We start from the raw sequence: 15,984 nt of genomic DNA on the forward strand, positions 1-15,984 counted from the left end.
AAGTCCTAATGCTTAAGTTAACTGATCATAGGCATATGGTGTTTTCGAGTAAAGGGCTTATTAGAAATAATCCTTAGATACTACATTTAAAGTTAACTTTACACTTGATGATTCTCATTTAACGTTTTATTTTGTAGAAACGTTAATATTAGGTTAACGTATGTACCTTTAATAATAATTATAAGGCCTCCCAAAGCTGCTTATGTCGAACACTATCGATACCACTAAAGCGCTCGAAACTAAAACGGATCAATTGAGTATAATCAATCAGTTCTCGTCAAGTTTATTGCAACTGAATACGTTAGAAGCGCTTTTTAGTTATGTCACTACACAGGTTGTTAATCGACTTGGGTTTGTAGACTGCGTTATTTACTTAGCAGATGACAGCCAATCTTTGCTGAATCAAGTAGCTTCTATGGGTATTGAAAGCGAACATATCAGTTATCAGTCTGAACGCAAAATCATTCGCTTTAGCGAAGGCATAACAGGCTATGCAGCATCCACAGGGCAAGCATTAATAATTGGTGATGTAAATAAAGACAGCCGTTACATAGCTGATGAACGCCCTGCCCAATCAGAAATATGCGTCCCCTTAATATACAAAGATCGCGTGCTTGGGGTTATAGACTGTGAGCACCCAATAAAAAATTACTTTACTAGTTCGCATCTAGAGATTTTAACTACGGTAGCTCATTTATTAAGCGCAAAAATCAATCAAGTGAATACCGTTAATAGCTTGCAAGACACAGTAATGCAGCTCAACAATGCACAAAAATTAGAAAGCAGCCTACTGCAAATAGCTAACTTAACCTACAAAGCACAAAATTTAGATACGTTTTTTAAATCGCTGCATGTAATTATTGACAGCTTATTGACTGCAAGTAACTTTTTTATTGCGTTGTACGACAAAAAAGAAGATGCGCTCGACTTTGTTTATACCGTTGAAGGCGGTGTACAAACAAATACCCATAAAATAATTTCCAAAGATCAACTAAAAGAGACAGCCTCTTATTATTTGCTGATTAATGAACGACCATTACTACTTAATAAACAGCAATACCATGAACATATTGCACAAGGCCATTTTAAGTTAGTAGGTGAACAAGCTGATTCATGGTTAGGTGTGCCTTTTAAAGTTAATGAGCGTATGAGTGGCGTTATTGTTGTACAAAGTTATGACGAACAACATTACTACAATGAGCATGATAGCTCGTTGCTAACCTATGTAAGTCGTCAAATAAGCATGGTTATAGATAGGCATTTAGCCCGCCAAGAGCTGGAGCACAAAGCGCTGCACGATGAGCTAACTGGGCTGGCAAACCGTTCGCTACTGATTGAAAGAATGAAGCATGCGATTTTACGCCTAAATCGCGCTCAAAAAGGCACTTTTCATGCCCTGCTTTACCTTGATTTTGATCGCTTTAAGAGTATTAATGATTCGTTAGGTCACGAAGTAGGTGATCACTTTTTAATTGCTATATGTAAACTCATTACTCAAACGGTACGCAATACCGATACCTTTTCTCGCTTAGGTGGCGATGAGTTTGCTATTTTTATGGAAAACCTCAGTCATCGTGACCAAGTAAACGATGCCCTTACTCGCATTAAATCGGCACTATCTGAACCAGTTAATATTGATGGCCATTTACTGCAGCCCTCCACCAGTATTGGCGTTGCATTTAGTGACAGCGTAGACGATGAAGCATTTGTATTATTGCAACAATCAGATGCGGCTATGTATGAGGCAAAATCATCAGGGCGTGGCCAAGTTAAATTTTTTAATAACGTGATGCGCAATAAGCTAAAAACGCATGCAGATCTTGAAAACGATTTACAGCACGGTATTGAGCATAATGAATTTGAACTGTATTTTCAGCCTATCTTTACTATTAACAGTGGCGAGGTTATAGGATTTGAAGCTCTCGTACGTTGGCATCACCCAAAAAAAGGGTTTATATCACCGAACGACTTTATTCCAATTGCTGAAAAGACCGGGCAAATTATTAACTTAGATTTGCATTTACTAGACCTCGCAGCGCAACATATTGCTTTGTGGCAACAACAAGGGCATCGCTTTTTACGTGTCACGGTTAATGTATCGTCTCGACACTTTGCCAGTTTAGAATTTGTAGAGCAGCTCCATAGTATTTATAAAAAACACCACCTACCACTGGGCTCATTGTGTCTTGAGATAACTGAATCGGGACTGATCGAAAATTTAGAATTAGCGACGCAAATTATACAAGGGTTATCACCTTTAAAAGTGTTGCTTTGTCTTGATGATTTTGGCACAGGCTACTCTGCTCTAGGCTACTTGCACCAACTGCCAATTCATGTAATGAAAATTGATAAAAGCTTTATTGATAACTTAAAAATCACTGCTAACCCGTTAATAGATGCTATCTTAACCTTGGCTATTTCTTTAGATCTTATTGTTATTGCAGAAGGAATAGAAACCGCTGAGCAACTTACTATTTTACAAAAAACCCAATGTGATTATGGGCAAGGCTTTTTAAAATCAAAACCTGTTACAGCAACAGAGGCCATAGCATTAATACACAGCCCTCTTTAATGGCTAGGCACAGCTGGAATTTTTTACAACCAAGTATTTAGGATTAAACTGACCACTGTGCTTACTCGCTTTAATACTCTTAATAATTTAACCTAATTTGTAAGAGCATACCAATTAAACCTTAATGCTAAATGCTAACCTCAACAACATGTTTTACAACAACACATTAATCGCTAAACATGCATAACTTACTCCATAACCAAATTCACACTGCTTTATTTTAATTTCAGCTTAACTATTTAAACCCGTTTTAACATGAGCTAAATTCAACAATAAACAAATAACAAAACAATATTTGACTATGGAAAGTTAATAAATTTAATGTTTGCAGTAAAAAACACACCAAACCTCACTTTTATAGCCATCTAGACGTTGAAACGATTTTTATATAAGCGTAGTATGTAGTTAATCTAAGCAATACTCACCATACCCATGAGATTTATTAAAGATGATTGACATTAAACACCTAAAAACTATAGCGACCCTTAAAGAAACGGGATCGTTAGTTAATACAGCCCGCGAGCTATTTTTAACTCAGTCAGCTTTATCACATCAGATCAAAGATTTAGAAAATAAATTAGATTGCCAGTTGTTCGAACGAAAAACTCAACCCGTCCGATTTACACCTCAAGGTATGTTATTACTTGAATTAGCACACGAAATATTACCTAAGTTAGAAGCAACTAAATGCCGATTAAAAGAAAGTTTAAATCAGCCAATCTCACAACTGCGTCTAAGTGTTGAATGTCATGCCTGTTTTCATTGGTTATTACCTACTATTAAAGAGTTTAATAATTTTTGGCCTGACATAAAAATTGATTACGAACGTGGTTTTAGTTACGACGCCATCCCAGACTTATTAAACGATGAATTAGACCTAGTGCTTACTTCAGATGTGCGTGAACCCGACAAACTAGAATACGCCCACCTATTTGACTTTAAACTTAAGCTAATAGTGGCACCGGATCATGACTTAGCTAAAAAAGCCTACGTAACTGCGCTTGATTTAAAAAACGAAACTATTATTTCTTACCCGATTCCCCGTGAGCGCCAAGATATATTTAAGCATTTTATTCAAAATGCGCGTTTTGATGGCACGCTTAAAACAGTTGATCAGGGCTTACTTATATTTCAATTAGTCAGTGCAGGTATGGGTGTAGCCGCCCTACCTGATTGGCTCGTTACTCCGTATGAAAGCCAAGGGCTAATTAAGTCAATTCCACTGGGCGCGCTTGGTTTAACCCGTCCGATGTACTTAGCGATGAAAAAAGACATGAAAGACAATCCGGTTTACCGTCATTTTTTAAACACCTGTAAATTAAATAACGGTCGATAAATCTAAAACTTATGAGTAACATGTTAGTAAATATATTCAACCGTGTTACTCATTATGTTTGAACTTAAAAAAATATTGGGCGGTTTACTCATGCCGTTACCATTACTAGGTTTACTTAGCCTAATACTGCTTATTTTTGCACTCAAACAACGAAAGCTTGTTATTACCTTGTCTTTTTTAAGTCTTACAACCTTATTACTTGCCAGTACGCCCTGGGTTGCCAACTTATTGATTAAACATAATCAACCTACTTCATTGGCTTTTAGTATCAATGAGCACCCAAGCATAGATAAAATTGTGGTACTTGGCTGCGACATAAACCCTAACCCAGCCCTTAGTGCTAACAGCCAGCTAGGAAATTGTGCATTAACACGTTTAGTGGAAGGTATTAGGCTCGCTAATATATATCCTCAAGCTCAGTTAATTGTATCGGGTGGGGGTTATGAAAAAGTCACCAACAGCGCACTTATGTATAAAACGGCAATTAGCTTGGGTATGAATAAAAGTCGCATTGTACAAAATCCAAACGCAATGGACACAGCGCAAGAAGCCGCATTTTTAGCCTCAAAACTAGTTGATTATAATACCGCTTTAGTTACTTCTGTAAGCCATATGCCCAGAGCAATAAATTTATTTAATGCTCAAGGCATCACTGTGATCCCCGCAGCAACTGACTACCACAACTTTGCAGCGTACCCTTGGTATAAGCAACTCATACCCAACGCAAAAGCATTACTAGTAGTGACTCAATTTGCCCATGAAGTACTTGGCGATACATGGATAAAAATACGTCGCACAATAAATCCTGAAGCTCTTTGATTTTTTATTGTTGATGGGTTTTAACCTCAGCGGAAACTCTCTATAACATATTAAAGTAATAAATTATTTTAAACTTTAGATTTTAAAGAACCTACTCAAAATAAGTTATGAGTAGGTTACTTAGACTGTATTGTATTTACGGCAAGGCCTTAGACTGGGTTGTCTATATCAATAAATGTTACATCAAAGCCATATTTATCAGCAAGGTATTCACCCAGCGCTTTAATACCGTATCGCTCAGTGGCATGGTGGCCAGCAGCAAAAAAGTCGATATTTTGCTCGCGAGAGCTATGTATTGTTTGTTCTGACGCTTCACCGGTTAAGTAAGCATCTAGCCCCTGCTCAGCTGCTAAATCTATATAGCCTTGCCCGCCACCAGTGCACAGGGCAATAGTTTCAATTTTATCATTACGCACTAAACTTGTCAGAGGCTCGCGATTAAGCACTTGGTTTATTTTTTTAGCAAATTCGCACCCCGTTAGCGGCGTTTTTAACCGCCCTTTCATCGCGACACTGTTATTGACTGGCTCTAAACCTGCTTCAATCTCAATATCGAGTAATTGCGCTAGCTGAGCGTTGTTGCCGATTTCAGGGTGAATATCTAATGGCAAATGATAAGCAAATAAATTGATGTCGTTAGCTAAAAGTGCAGCCACACGACGTTTTTTCATGCCAATGATAGGTTGTGACTCGCCTTTCCAAAAATAGCCATGGTGTACCAAAATGGCATCGGCATTTTTTTCAATCGCGGCATCAATAAGTGCTTGGCTTGCCGTTACACCCGTTACTATGGTGCGTATCTCATCTTTACCTTCTACCTGAAGTCCGTTTGGACAAAAATCGTTAATGGTTTCTGGCTTTAACAGGGTATTTAATAGTTGATTAAATTCTCTACGTTGCATACTACTTACCTTACTTTGCACTGAATTTTGTACAAATTTTGGCGGTTATGCGCTAAAAATGAAAGGAAAATCGCAAAAAATTGAAAAACAGTTCTAAAATAGGTATAAATACCTCTTCTTTATCTGTGTAAACAACGTATAGGGTCTCTGATGAGCAAACTAGACAAAACAGAAGTGTTATCTGCCTTTGAAGCTGCATATGAAGCTGCCAATGGTAAAAAACCTGAAATAACAACTAAACCTGGCTGGTACAGCGTTGATGGCGGCAAGAATATGCGCCTAGCTGATGTAGCAGAGCTGACTAAAGAATTAAGCTCTGGAAAGTCTACAAAAAAAGCTGCAGTAAAAGCACCCGCTAAAAAAACTAAAAAAGCTGCTCCTGTAAAAGCACAGAAAAAAGCGCCTTTCACCGTGATCACTGAGAACGAAGAAGGTTACACAGCAGAAGAGCTTTGGATAGTAGAGCTTGCTCGTAAAGATCACGACTGCCGCCTACCGCGCGGTGTAGTGTAATTCACTGAGTGCTCAGTATAAAAGAAACCGCGTCAAGCGGTTTTTTTATGTTTAGTTTCTATCAATAGCTGCAAAAACCACGTCGCGACAAAACCACACACCATAATAAACACCGTCCCGGCAAGTACTGGCATTATTAAAAAATCCCAACTTTGGCTAGACTCAATAATTAAGATAGGGTTTGCACCGGCAGCAGGGTGAATGGTTTTAGTGATCATCATCAAAGTTATAGCAATACCCACAGCCAGCCCAATCATGATCGCACTATCAGCACTATAATAGCTAAAAACAACCCCAATCATTGCGGTCAGCATATGCCCCCCTATTACGTTTTTTGGCTTAGCTAATGGGCTCTGTGGTACGCCAAAAACAAGCACAGCTGTTGCGCCGAATGGCGCCATTAACCAAATACCGTAATCACCCATATAATTTAGCCACGCCAAAAAACCCAAAACAAAAGTAGAAAAAACACCTGCGATTAATGCCGACTTTATTTGCTCACTATGCATATTACCTCCTCAAAAGTAGACCGACTTGTCTACACCTACAATATAGACAAGTCGGTCTACCTATGTCAAGCTGTGTTTTTACTGCTCAAATTTGGAATATCATGGATAAACAACAACAAATAATCAGTACGGCACTAAGCCTTTTTTATAAAAAGGGTATACACGCTGTTGGTATTAATGAAATTTTAGCTGTATCCGGCATTGCAAAAAAAACCTTATACAAGCACTTTGAAAGCAAAGATGCGCTTATTTGTGCTTGTTTAGTCGCACGCAACATGTGCTTTAACGCTTGGCTAAAAAAAATATGTCTACAACCAAGTGCTATATTAGTCGCGCAAGCAATTTTTTTCGGACTGAAAAAGTGGATTAATAATGAGGTTTCAGAGTTAGGTAACTTTAATGGCTGTTTTTTTATTAATACTGCAGCTGAATACCCTATAGAGAATGACCCTATTGCCAAACTTTGCAAACAGCATAAGCAAACGAACTTTGAGATTATACTATCAGCTCTTTTAGAAACCCCTGAATTTGCTCATAATAGAGAAAAAGCAATTGAAGCCGCACACCATTTGGTCATTTTAAAAGAAGGATTTATAACTAGAGCGAGAGTGATGCATGATGTATCAGTAGCTCCACCTAGTGATAATATTTTAAAAGCGATAGTAGCAGTTGGTTAAATAGGTAAACACAATATAAAAAAAGCGGCTAAATAGCCGCTTATTAACTAAAAAACGCCTGCCTTATTCAAAAAATAATGGGGCACGTTGTTTTTTACCAACTTCGTTCATCGTTGCTGCGTCGAACAAGCGGCCGTTGATCATGGTGTAATCAATTTTGTCTGAATCGCGGATGTTTTTCAGTGGGTCGCCATCTATAACCATTAAATCTGCCAGTTTACCAACTTCTAATGAGCCTACGTTTTTATCTAAACCTAGGTATTTAGCAGGATCGAGCGTTGATGCTCGAATAGCCTCAAGCGGCGTCATACCACCTTGAGTAAACATCCACATTTCCCAGTGCGCACCTAAACCTTCACGCTGACCATGTGCACCTAAATTAACCAGTACACCTAAATCTTGTAGTTCAGCTGCCACACGTGCATTGTTAAAGTGGTTATAGTGATGATCGGGCGCTTTAACACGACGCATTGAACGTGGTAATAATTGATTTTTTGGCACAAACTTGCTCAATCGAGGATGATTCCAAACATCAGTTTTATCGTACCAGTAGTTTTCACCCCAAATACCGCCATAGGCAACCACCAATGTAGGCGTATAACCTACATCACTTTGTGACCACAACTGCTTAATATCATCATAAATATGTTCAACCGGAATGGAATGCTCAATCCCTGTATGCCCATCAACCACCATACTCAAGTTATGTTGTAATAATGAGCCCCCTTCTGGCACTACCATCATTTCAAGTTCACGACCAGCCTCAATCACTTGCTGACGCTGCTCTCTGCGAGGTTGGTTATAAGATTTAACACTAAACGCCCCTACTTTTTTCAAACGCTCTAAATGAAATTTAGCATCATCTAATGAATCAATATGCGAAGTATAACCAGGCATATTCGCTCCATATAAAATGGTACCGGTAGAGAAAATACGCGGGCCGACAATCATACCGGCTTTTTGCATTTCACTGGCAGTGAATATTTCAGTGGTGTCGTTTGATGGATCGTGGATGGTGGTAACACCTAGCGCAAGGCCTGCAAAGTTTTTCCAGTTTTGTTGTGGGATAATTTCATCGCTTGCTTGTGAGCCATGCGCATGTGCATCAACCATACCAGGCATAATTGTTTTACCTGTTACATCAACAACCTTAGCACCTTTTGGAACGCTAATATCTGCAGCAGAGCCAATGGCTTTGATATGCTTACCATCGGTAACAATAACGCCATTTTTAATGACTTTTTCGCCGTCCATAGTAATAATTTTTGCGCCAGTTAAGGCAATCATACCTTCTGGTTCAGCCATTTTTTTACTAAAACCAATGTTAGTCCCGCTTTTGACTTTAACGTCTTGGTCATCGGCTTTATTAATAGCAAACATTCCCTCTAAACTGGCATGGTATAGCTCAGGGCCAAGTGTCCAATAGAGTTTATTGCTGTTGGCACTCCAGCTAATATTTTCACCAGCACGAACAGATAATTGCTCAATTGGAAATTGGCTGTCTTTAGGCCCAATATTAATGGTTTTACCACGCTCAACAAACGGTGTTACAAACACTTTAAAGCGCTCTGCAAATGCTAAATACTCACCATCAGGCGATACCCTAAATTCAGTGGCATGCTCTGATTCATAGAGTTTGCGCACTTTTTTACTTTCAAGCTCAACCACACTTAACGTTGGTTTAGGCCATGGACTCATAACATAAACACGATCGTTGGCACTACCAAACTGCGGTTGGTAACCACTTTTAGAAATTAGTTCACTCTTACCACCTTTAGTGCTAACACTGTAAATACCAGGGTGTAATGACCATTTAGGATTTAAAATGCTGCCGCCGCTGGCTTTACGATAAACTACAGTTTTGCCATCAGGGCTAAAGGTAGGCTCTACATATTTACCCGGTTCATCGGTAATCGTATCGCCGCGACCACTTCGTGCAGAGACAACGCGCACTGTGCCTTGTTCGTTATCGTCCCACGTGGTGTAGACAATTTTTTTACCATCACGCGAGTACTGTGGAAATAACTCATAATGATCGGTTTGCTTGGTTAAACGTTTGATTTTTCCTGAGTCTAAATCGCGTTTATAAATATGACCCAGTGCTTCAAACAATGCCGTTTCGCCATCTGGGCTAATTTGTACATTTCGCAGCATTTTTACATCAAATTCTTCAGTATCGATATTTTGAGTAAAGCGCACCGCTTTTTGAATTTTTTTCGTGGTGTCTATTTTGAATGCAATATCGCTGACAGATTTATCATCGACATTGAGTTTATGAATGGTGCCACCAGCCCAAAATACTAACTCTTCATTATCTGGTGTCCACGCAATTGTTGGGTATACCCCATGAATAGCCCATGTTTCTTGCATATCGCGCTCTAGCTTGTCATATAGCTTGGTATGCTCACCGCTGGTTAAATCGTATAAGTACAAGCTAGTTTGAAAGTCATCACGCTTTACATAGGCAAGTTTTTTACCATCAGGTGACGGAGTTGGTCTGATTGCCCCACCCATACCACTAATAATCGTTTCTATTTCACCGGTTTCACGATCATAGCGCTTAATTTTATAAATACCCGCAACCGAATCTTTTGAGTAATGAAAGGTTTTACCTGGGGTGGCATCATGAGAAAAATAAACATAACGGCCATCAGGTGAAAACATCGGCTCACCTAAATCTTTTTGATCGTTTTCACGTTTAGTCAGTTGTACCCCTTTACCACCCGCTTTGTGATAAAGCCAAACTTCACCCGCGCCCAAAGATCGACTGGCGGTAAAGTGCTTACGTGCAACTAAATAATCGCCATCAGGGCTCCATGCCGGGCTATTAAGTAAACGAAACGTTTCGTCCGTTACTGCAGTTTGATTCTCGCCATTAACGTCCATAACCCAAATATTATCACCGCCCCCCTGATCTGAGGTAAATGCGATATGTTTACCATCTGGGCTAAAACGCGGCTGCATTTGCCATGCGATATCTGAGGTTATTTGAGTGGCTTTACCACCACTCATTGGCATAGTGTAAATATCGCCCAGTAAGTCAAATACTAAGGTTTCTCCATCAGGGCTTATATCTACATTCATCCATGTGCCTTGCTCTACACTAATAGAAGCATCTACAAATTGCCCTTTTGGTGAATCAACTTGCCATTTTTTTTCATCTGTTTGCTCTGCGTGTACTTGACCCAATGCCAATGAAACTGATAACGCAAGCGCTGTTTGCAGCATTTTCTTCATGCTTATCTCACTTATTATTGTTGCTGTGTGTTGCTCTATTACATGATTGCAACAAAAACGCTAGCAAGTTACCAGCGTAATAGGATGAAGTGCATAAAATTAATGCCAAACAATAGGATCAAATTGATAAAAATCTACCAGCAAACGGTAAATTTCAGGGTCATCGCGGCGTAAATCTGCGGGTTTTTCTAAGAACGTTTCGGTGATCACCGCAAAAAATTCTGCCTCATTTGTGGCTCCGTAGCTATGAATAACATGCGGCATGTTATAAGCAACGTGTGTTTTTAACTGCGAAAACGCTCGGCTAAATACCTTGCCCCATTGTTGATACTGAGTCTGTGATGTAAGTAATGGCGTGCCGGTGGTTTTACCGGTCTCTTGATCAAGTTGATGCGCAAACTCATGAAACACTAAATTATGCCCGTCACTGGGTAAGCGGTTACCCTCAAGCACATCATGCCAGCTCAGCACCAGTGTGCCTCCAGGCCATGACTCACCTTGCCTTACGGTATTATGAAAACTAACAAGTCCTGCGTTATCGCGACTTGATTGAGGCGCATAATAGGCGCTGGGATAGAGTAAAATTTCCTTCACGTTTTTATACAAAGGCCAAGGTTTATTTAGTACCAGCAGGCAAGCATCGGCGGCAATAATGAGTTTCATTGCTTCAGTTAGTTGCAACCCATCACAGCCAACAAAGCGCTTTTCATTTAAAAACCACACAATATGAGATGCTAACTTGGCTCGATCTGCATCAGTCATTTTGTTATAAATTGGCATAGCCCGCAGCAACAGCGCATGCTGTTGTGGGCTTAATGATAAATGACTGTATTTACGGCGCCACAGAGTATTTTGAATATCAGGCCAACGCCAAAAAATAACGACAAACGCAAAAAGTAAGAAAATCAATAATCCGTTTACCATTTAATAGCCCTATAATTATCTATACAGTATTAATTGGTCCATAAAACTAGAATTCAATTATTTAACACTAAATAAAAAGCCACACATCTGTTAGAGCGTGGCCTTTTCTTTAACAAGTGAACTGTTTGTTTATTTATATCATTCTAGCGATACAAAGGCTGCCATGCACATGTACGATAGCCATATCGTTCAAAATAGAAACGATTACAGTTGGTGTCATAATTACTTGAGCCAACATCAATCCGATGCTCACTTATATATTTATTATGCAGAGAAACCTGTTGTCCATTATACAATAAAGTAAAATGAACATGAGGACCTGATGATTGGCCGCCCTCACACAATGCTTGATTATAATTATTTGCATAGCGACCTAACCATGCACCAGGTTGAACATAATCACCACTGCTATATTGAAGGTTTGACATGTGGTAGTAGTTGGTTGAATAGCCACTGGCGTGTGTTACTCGAATATTGCAGGAAGAAAAGCGAGTTACCGTTCCGCCATGCGCAGCTTGAACAAAAGGAGTATTAGCGCCCCAGCCACCAGAGCCATTGTTAAAATCAAGTGATGAGTATGGGTAGCCAGAACCTGTATTTGAGTGAGCGCCACCACTGTACCAATAGCCAGACGGCCACGGTAAGTTCATTTCAAAACTAGCGGCTAAAAGTTGTTTTTCATTATTTTGATCTACACTATTCAATGAACGTTGCAATTGACTAGTGTTACTAGGAAATACACGGTCAAACGTAGCTAAAAACTCTGTCAAAGTCTGTTGATTATTTTTAGAGTTTGATGCCAGTCTATCGCTATCTGCAAACAGACTTACTAGAGCCGCAGTTGCAGCTGTGCTACTCGTAGTTTGGGTTGCCTGATTTCGTTTTTTTAACTTATCTTGTGACTCTTGCCACTGCTTATATGCATAAAAGCGTTGACTTAATTTCATCACTACGTCTTTTACTTGCGCATCAAAACCACGCTTGTCTGTTATACCAGCTAAAGGGTTCTCAATATCAGCATTTGGGTTTGAAAGTAAGCCACTTTGTTGCTCTATCAGCGCTAAAATTACTTTTGGATTAATGCTGGTATAACCTGCCCAGTGTAAAATGAGCTCTTTTTTATCTTCAATTGCTGACGCATGTAAAGAAAAAAAGTTATCCCAATCTTCGTTTAATAATGAGTCATTAAACACAAATTGCGTATCATCAATAGTCAGTAAAGAGTTAAGCTTGAGTGATGCTAAAGCCTGTTTAGTAAACAAAAAGTCATCATGCTTATCGCCTTCTGCTAATACCACGGGTGAGGCCCCTAGAAGACTTGCGAATGTAATATTAATTATCTTGTTTTTCATCTTATATTCCTTAAGTAAAAAGCAAAAAAACCCCTAATGGGTACACAAGGTATAGCACCCAAATTAAAATAAAGTTAATTAATATTACTTATGCTTACATATAATTACTTAATGAATTAACTTAACCTACACAAATAATAAAGAAGTTGAAATTCTCTATATGATAAAAGCTGTCGGAAAAACGATTTAACGCATTAAAGCAGCTCTTTTTAGGAAGCTATGCACTCAACCCTATTTCGGCCATTGTTTTTTGCCTTGTATAAAGCTTGATCAGCACGAGATAATAACCGATCATAATCATCGACATTATCTGAGTCAGAAACACCAAAGCTCACGGTTACGCTAAGCCCTTGGGCAATAGACGAAAAGTCTTTATTTTCAATTTCTTTGCATAATTGTTCACATAATTGCTGTGCTTGCACAGTATTCATGTCAGGAAATACAAATGTAAATTCTTCACCGCCCCAACGAGCCACTTCTTGCTCGCCTTCACAATGCGCTTTAAGAATATTGGCGACTTCACATATAACCTGATCACCAATCAAATGAGACCAACCATCATTAATGCGTTTAAAGTGGTCAATATCCATAATGGCAATCGCAAGCGGAGTATTACGCGCTTTAAAATCTGTAAAGTTGTCGGCCAGCCAACCATCAAATGCCCGGCGATTCGGTAAGTCGGTGAGCTGATCATGGGTAGCTTGATAAGCAAAGGCACTTGCTTGCTCTTGCAGTGCTTGGGTTTGCTTCACCACTCGGCTAGTTAGCTCTTTTTCTACCTGCTTATAGCGATACAAGCGATAACGATATGCACTATATATGACAACCACAAAAATAAAAAACACCACTAGCTTAAAGCTGGTTTTTTGCCAAAAATGCGATTGAATTTCAAAATGAATCACTTTGTCATTTTGCTGCCAATCGGTATTAGGATAGGCAGAACGCACTGCAAATGAATATTTCCCCGCGGGTAAATTAGTATATTCAGCTGTTGCAATATGAAAACGATCAACCCATTCATCGTTAAAGCCTTTCATTTTTGTTTGAAAGTTTAATCGCTGCGGCATGATAAAACTTAAGCCTGCATAATGGAACGACAGCCGTGTAACTCCAGGTGGCAAAACAAGTGTGTCACCATCAACAGGCAATAACATGGGTTTACCATCTACAGAGAAACTTTCTACAATAGTTGGTAACGGTATCTCGGTGGCTTCTTTTAATCGCGCGGGTTTAACCGTACTCACCCCTTTTGCGGTGGCAAACCAAATAGTACCATCTGAATGCGCTGTAGCCGAAGGCGTTGACCCTCCATTGGCTTGCGCACTGAGCATGCCATCGCCCTCATCGTATAATTGAAAAGCTAGCGTCTGACTACCTTTTGTAGCTGAGTCTAGTAGCTGATTAACCTGCTTATAATTAACTTCAATAATGCCACGGTTACTTGATAGCCAAAGTGAATCTTTAAAGGGCACAATTTGAAAAAGCTTATCAACCGGTAATCCTAACTCCCTCCCTAAAATAGTCATATGGCCATTTGAATGTTGATAACGCAATAAACCTCTATCGGTCGCCATCCAGGTATATTTATCGTCAATATAAAAGCCAAACGCATATTTAGCCGAAAACGCTTTAGGGAACTGAATTGGTTTAAATTTATCCGTTTGGGTATTGTAAACTACTACGCCATTGCCAGTGCCTATCCAAATATTTGCCCTCTTATCTTCACTCAAAGCTAGAATAAAGCCACTCGGTAACTCTTTCTCATTAGTAAATTGGTCTAAGCTGCCGTCGGTATTAACTCGCGTTAACCCCATGGCTGAACCTATCCATAAACGATTTTTTGAATCAAAAAGTAACGAGCGTACTTCATTACTACCAAGGCCATTATCACGATTTAAGTAAGGTACAAGCTCGTTATTCACCACCTTTAACACACCTGAAGTATAAGTACCGACCCAAACATCACCTTGGCTTTGTTCAAGTAAGCTCAATACTGAATAAGGAGAGCCTTGTTTAGTCCCTTTAATTTGGGTAATTTTATTATTTTGCAGCCGATCTAAGCCTGTACTCCCGCCTATCCATAAACTGCCATCAGAATGTGAAAGTACCGTGCGTACGTAGTCGCTAGATAAGCCTCGCTTTTTTCCCCACGATGAAAACGGGGCTTCTCTTAATCTAAATACACCCGCGTTGGTACCTACCCAAATACTGTTTTCTCTGTCTTGCAATAATGACAATATGCGGTTTGCAGGTAAGCCATTTTTAGCATCTAATTGTTCTATGCCATCAACACTAAGCCTAAATACCCCTTTATTAATAGTGCCAAACCATAAATCACCATGGTTATCTTCTAATAAACTAGAAATCGACTCAGCACTAAGCTGTGGATGGGGTGACTCGAACACATTGCCATTTAATACTCGCGCACCTCTTTCACTACCAATAACAAGGCGTCCTTCACGGGTAATCAATAGAGTATATACAGGTGCATCTGGCAAACCATGATGTGGAGTCATCAATGTAGCCGTGTAGTTAACTATTTTATACAGCCCATCACTGGTTGCAGCCCATATAGTGCCCTGCTTATCTTCAATTATTCTATAAGCACTGACGTTTTGTATTATTGGGATATCTTGAGTGCTTTTGGCAGGTCGATAAAACACACCATCATTTTCAAGTGCCAACCACAAATCCTCGTTTTTACTCTTAAATACGTGATTAACCATTGCTTGGGCATTAGGTTGAGTGTCCCATTGTCGGTGCTGATATAAACTAATACCGCCGCGCGCTCCGGCTATGAGTAAGCCGCCATCGGATGTGGGGGTAAGCGCACGTACGCCTGAGTCAGGCAAATCGGTAATTTCTGAGCGGGTAAATAGTTTAAATTCTTGACCGTTAAAGCGGGCAAGCCCTTCCCAAGTACCTACCCATAAATAGCCATCTTGTGTTTGTGCAAGGCTATTAATGCTATTGTGAGGAAGGCCCGAACGGGTATTCCACGTTTCAAAAAAATAATCGCGCAACGGCAGCCGAGTCTGTTGCTGAGCATTAACAGTAAAAATCACCAACAAGAAACATAAAATCACCAAGCGATTCATCAGACACTGCCTTTATAATTATTAGTTTTTATATTTGAGTAAATT

The 15,984-nt window shown here is 39.5% G+C and carries 11 protein-coding genes; 5 read left to right on the forward strand and 6 right to left on the reverse strand.

Going from position 1 to position 15,984, the window contains the following annotated elements; translation table 11 throughout:
* Positions 1–202 precede the first annotated feature (202 nt).
* The 3 genes from ACNSN2_RS08580 (at position 203) to ACNSN2_RS08590 (ending at position 4,727) form a co-directional block, all read left to right on the forward strand.
* Positions 203–2,572, forward strand: a complete 2,370-nt coding sequence (locus ACNSN2_RS08580; RefSeq protein WP_418607033.1) for an EAL domain-containing protein — start codon at positions 203–205, stop codon at positions 2,570–2,572.
* 448 nt (positions 2,573–3,020) lie between these two features.
* Complete coding sequence (locus ACNSN2_RS08585) at positions 3,021–3,908, forward strand: LysR family transcriptional regulator (RefSeq protein ID WP_010388553.1); 888 nt, start codon at positions 3,021–3,023, stop codon at positions 3,906–3,908.
* Between the two features lie 54 nt (positions 3,909–3,962).
* Positions 3,963–4,727, forward strand: coding sequence for a YdcF family protein (locus ACNSN2_RS08590; RefSeq protein WP_418607035.1), 765 nt, complete (start codon positions 3,963–3,965; stop codon positions 4,725–4,727).
* 149 nt (positions 4,728–4,876) lie between these two features.
* Here ACNSN2_RS08590 and ACNSN2_RS08595 read toward each other — a convergent pair whose 3' ends face one another.
* Positions 4,877–5,629: a Nif3-like dinuclear metal center hexameric protein gene (locus ACNSN2_RS08595; RefSeq protein WP_054201128.1), complete on the reverse strand. Its 753-nt coding sequence runs from the start codon at positions 5,627–5,629 to the stop codon at positions 4,877–4,879.
* A gap of 150 nt (positions 5,630–5,779) precedes the next feature.
* Between ACNSN2_RS08595 and ACNSN2_RS08600 the strand changes: the two genes are divergently transcribed.
* Positions 5,780–6,142, forward strand: coding sequence for a hypothetical protein (locus tag ACNSN2_RS08600; RefSeq protein WP_010388549.1), 363 nt, complete (start codon positions 5,780–5,782; stop codon positions 6,140–6,142).
* A 32-nt stretch (positions 6,143–6,174) separates the two neighbouring features.
* On the opposite strand, the gene ACNSN2_RS08605 is transcribed toward ACNSN2_RS08600, so the two are convergent.
* Positions 6,175–6,651: an HPP family protein gene (locus ACNSN2_RS08605; protein WP_418607037.1), complete on the reverse strand. Its 477-nt coding sequence runs from the start codon at positions 6,649–6,651 to the stop codon at positions 6,175–6,177.
* 101 nt (positions 6,652–6,752) lie between these two features.
* On the opposite strand from ACNSN2_RS08605, the gene ACNSN2_RS08610 reads away from it, so the two are divergent.
* Positions 6,753–7,328 carry a TetR/AcrR family transcriptional regulator gene (locus ACNSN2_RS08610; RefSeq protein WP_418607038.1) on the forward strand — a complete coding sequence of 192 codons (576 nt, stop codon included), beginning with the start codon at positions 6,753–6,755 and terminating at the stop codon, positions 7,326–7,328.
* A gap of 63 nt (positions 7,329–7,391) precedes the next feature.
* Here the strand turns inward: ACNSN2_RS08610 and ACNSN2_RS08615 are convergent, their stop codons facing one another.
* The 4 genes from ACNSN2_RS08615 to ACNSN2_RS08630 all read right to left on the reverse strand — a co-directional run bounded on the left by ACNSN2_RS08615 (position 7,392) and on the right by ACNSN2_RS08630 (position 15,939).
* Positions 7,392–10,565 (reverse strand): amidohydrolase family protein, encoded by a 3,174-nt coding sequence (locus tag ACNSN2_RS08615; protein WP_418607040.1) that lies wholly within the window; start codon positions 10,563–10,565, stop codon positions 7,392–7,394.
* A 99-nt stretch (positions 10,566–10,664) separates the two neighbouring features.
* Positions 10,665–11,489: a M90 family metallopeptidase gene (locus ACNSN2_RS08620; protein ID WP_418607042.1), complete on the reverse strand. Its 825-nt coding sequence runs from the start codon at positions 11,487–11,489 to the stop codon at positions 10,665–10,667.
* Between the two features lie 143 nt (positions 11,490–11,632).
* Entirely contained in the window at positions 11,633–12,841 is a 1,209-nt protein-coding gene (locus tag ACNSN2_RS08625; RefSeq protein ID WP_010388539.1) for a M23 family metallopeptidase, read from the reverse strand.
* 209 nt (positions 12,842–13,050) lie between these two features.
* On the reverse strand, positions 13,051–15,939 hold the full coding sequence (locus ACNSN2_RS08630; RefSeq protein ID WP_418607044.1) for a two-component regulator propeller domain-containing protein: 2,889 nt from the start codon (positions 15,937–15,939) through the stop codon (positions 13,051–13,053).
* Between the last annotated feature and the right edge of the window lie 45 nt (positions 15,940–15,984).

This window comes from Pseudoalteromonas sp. US3C1013 (assembly GCF_048401115.1).
GTDB classification, from domain to species: Bacteria; Pseudomonadota; Gammaproteobacteria; order Enterobacterales; family Alteromonadaceae; genus Pseudoalteromonas; species Pseudoalteromonas undina.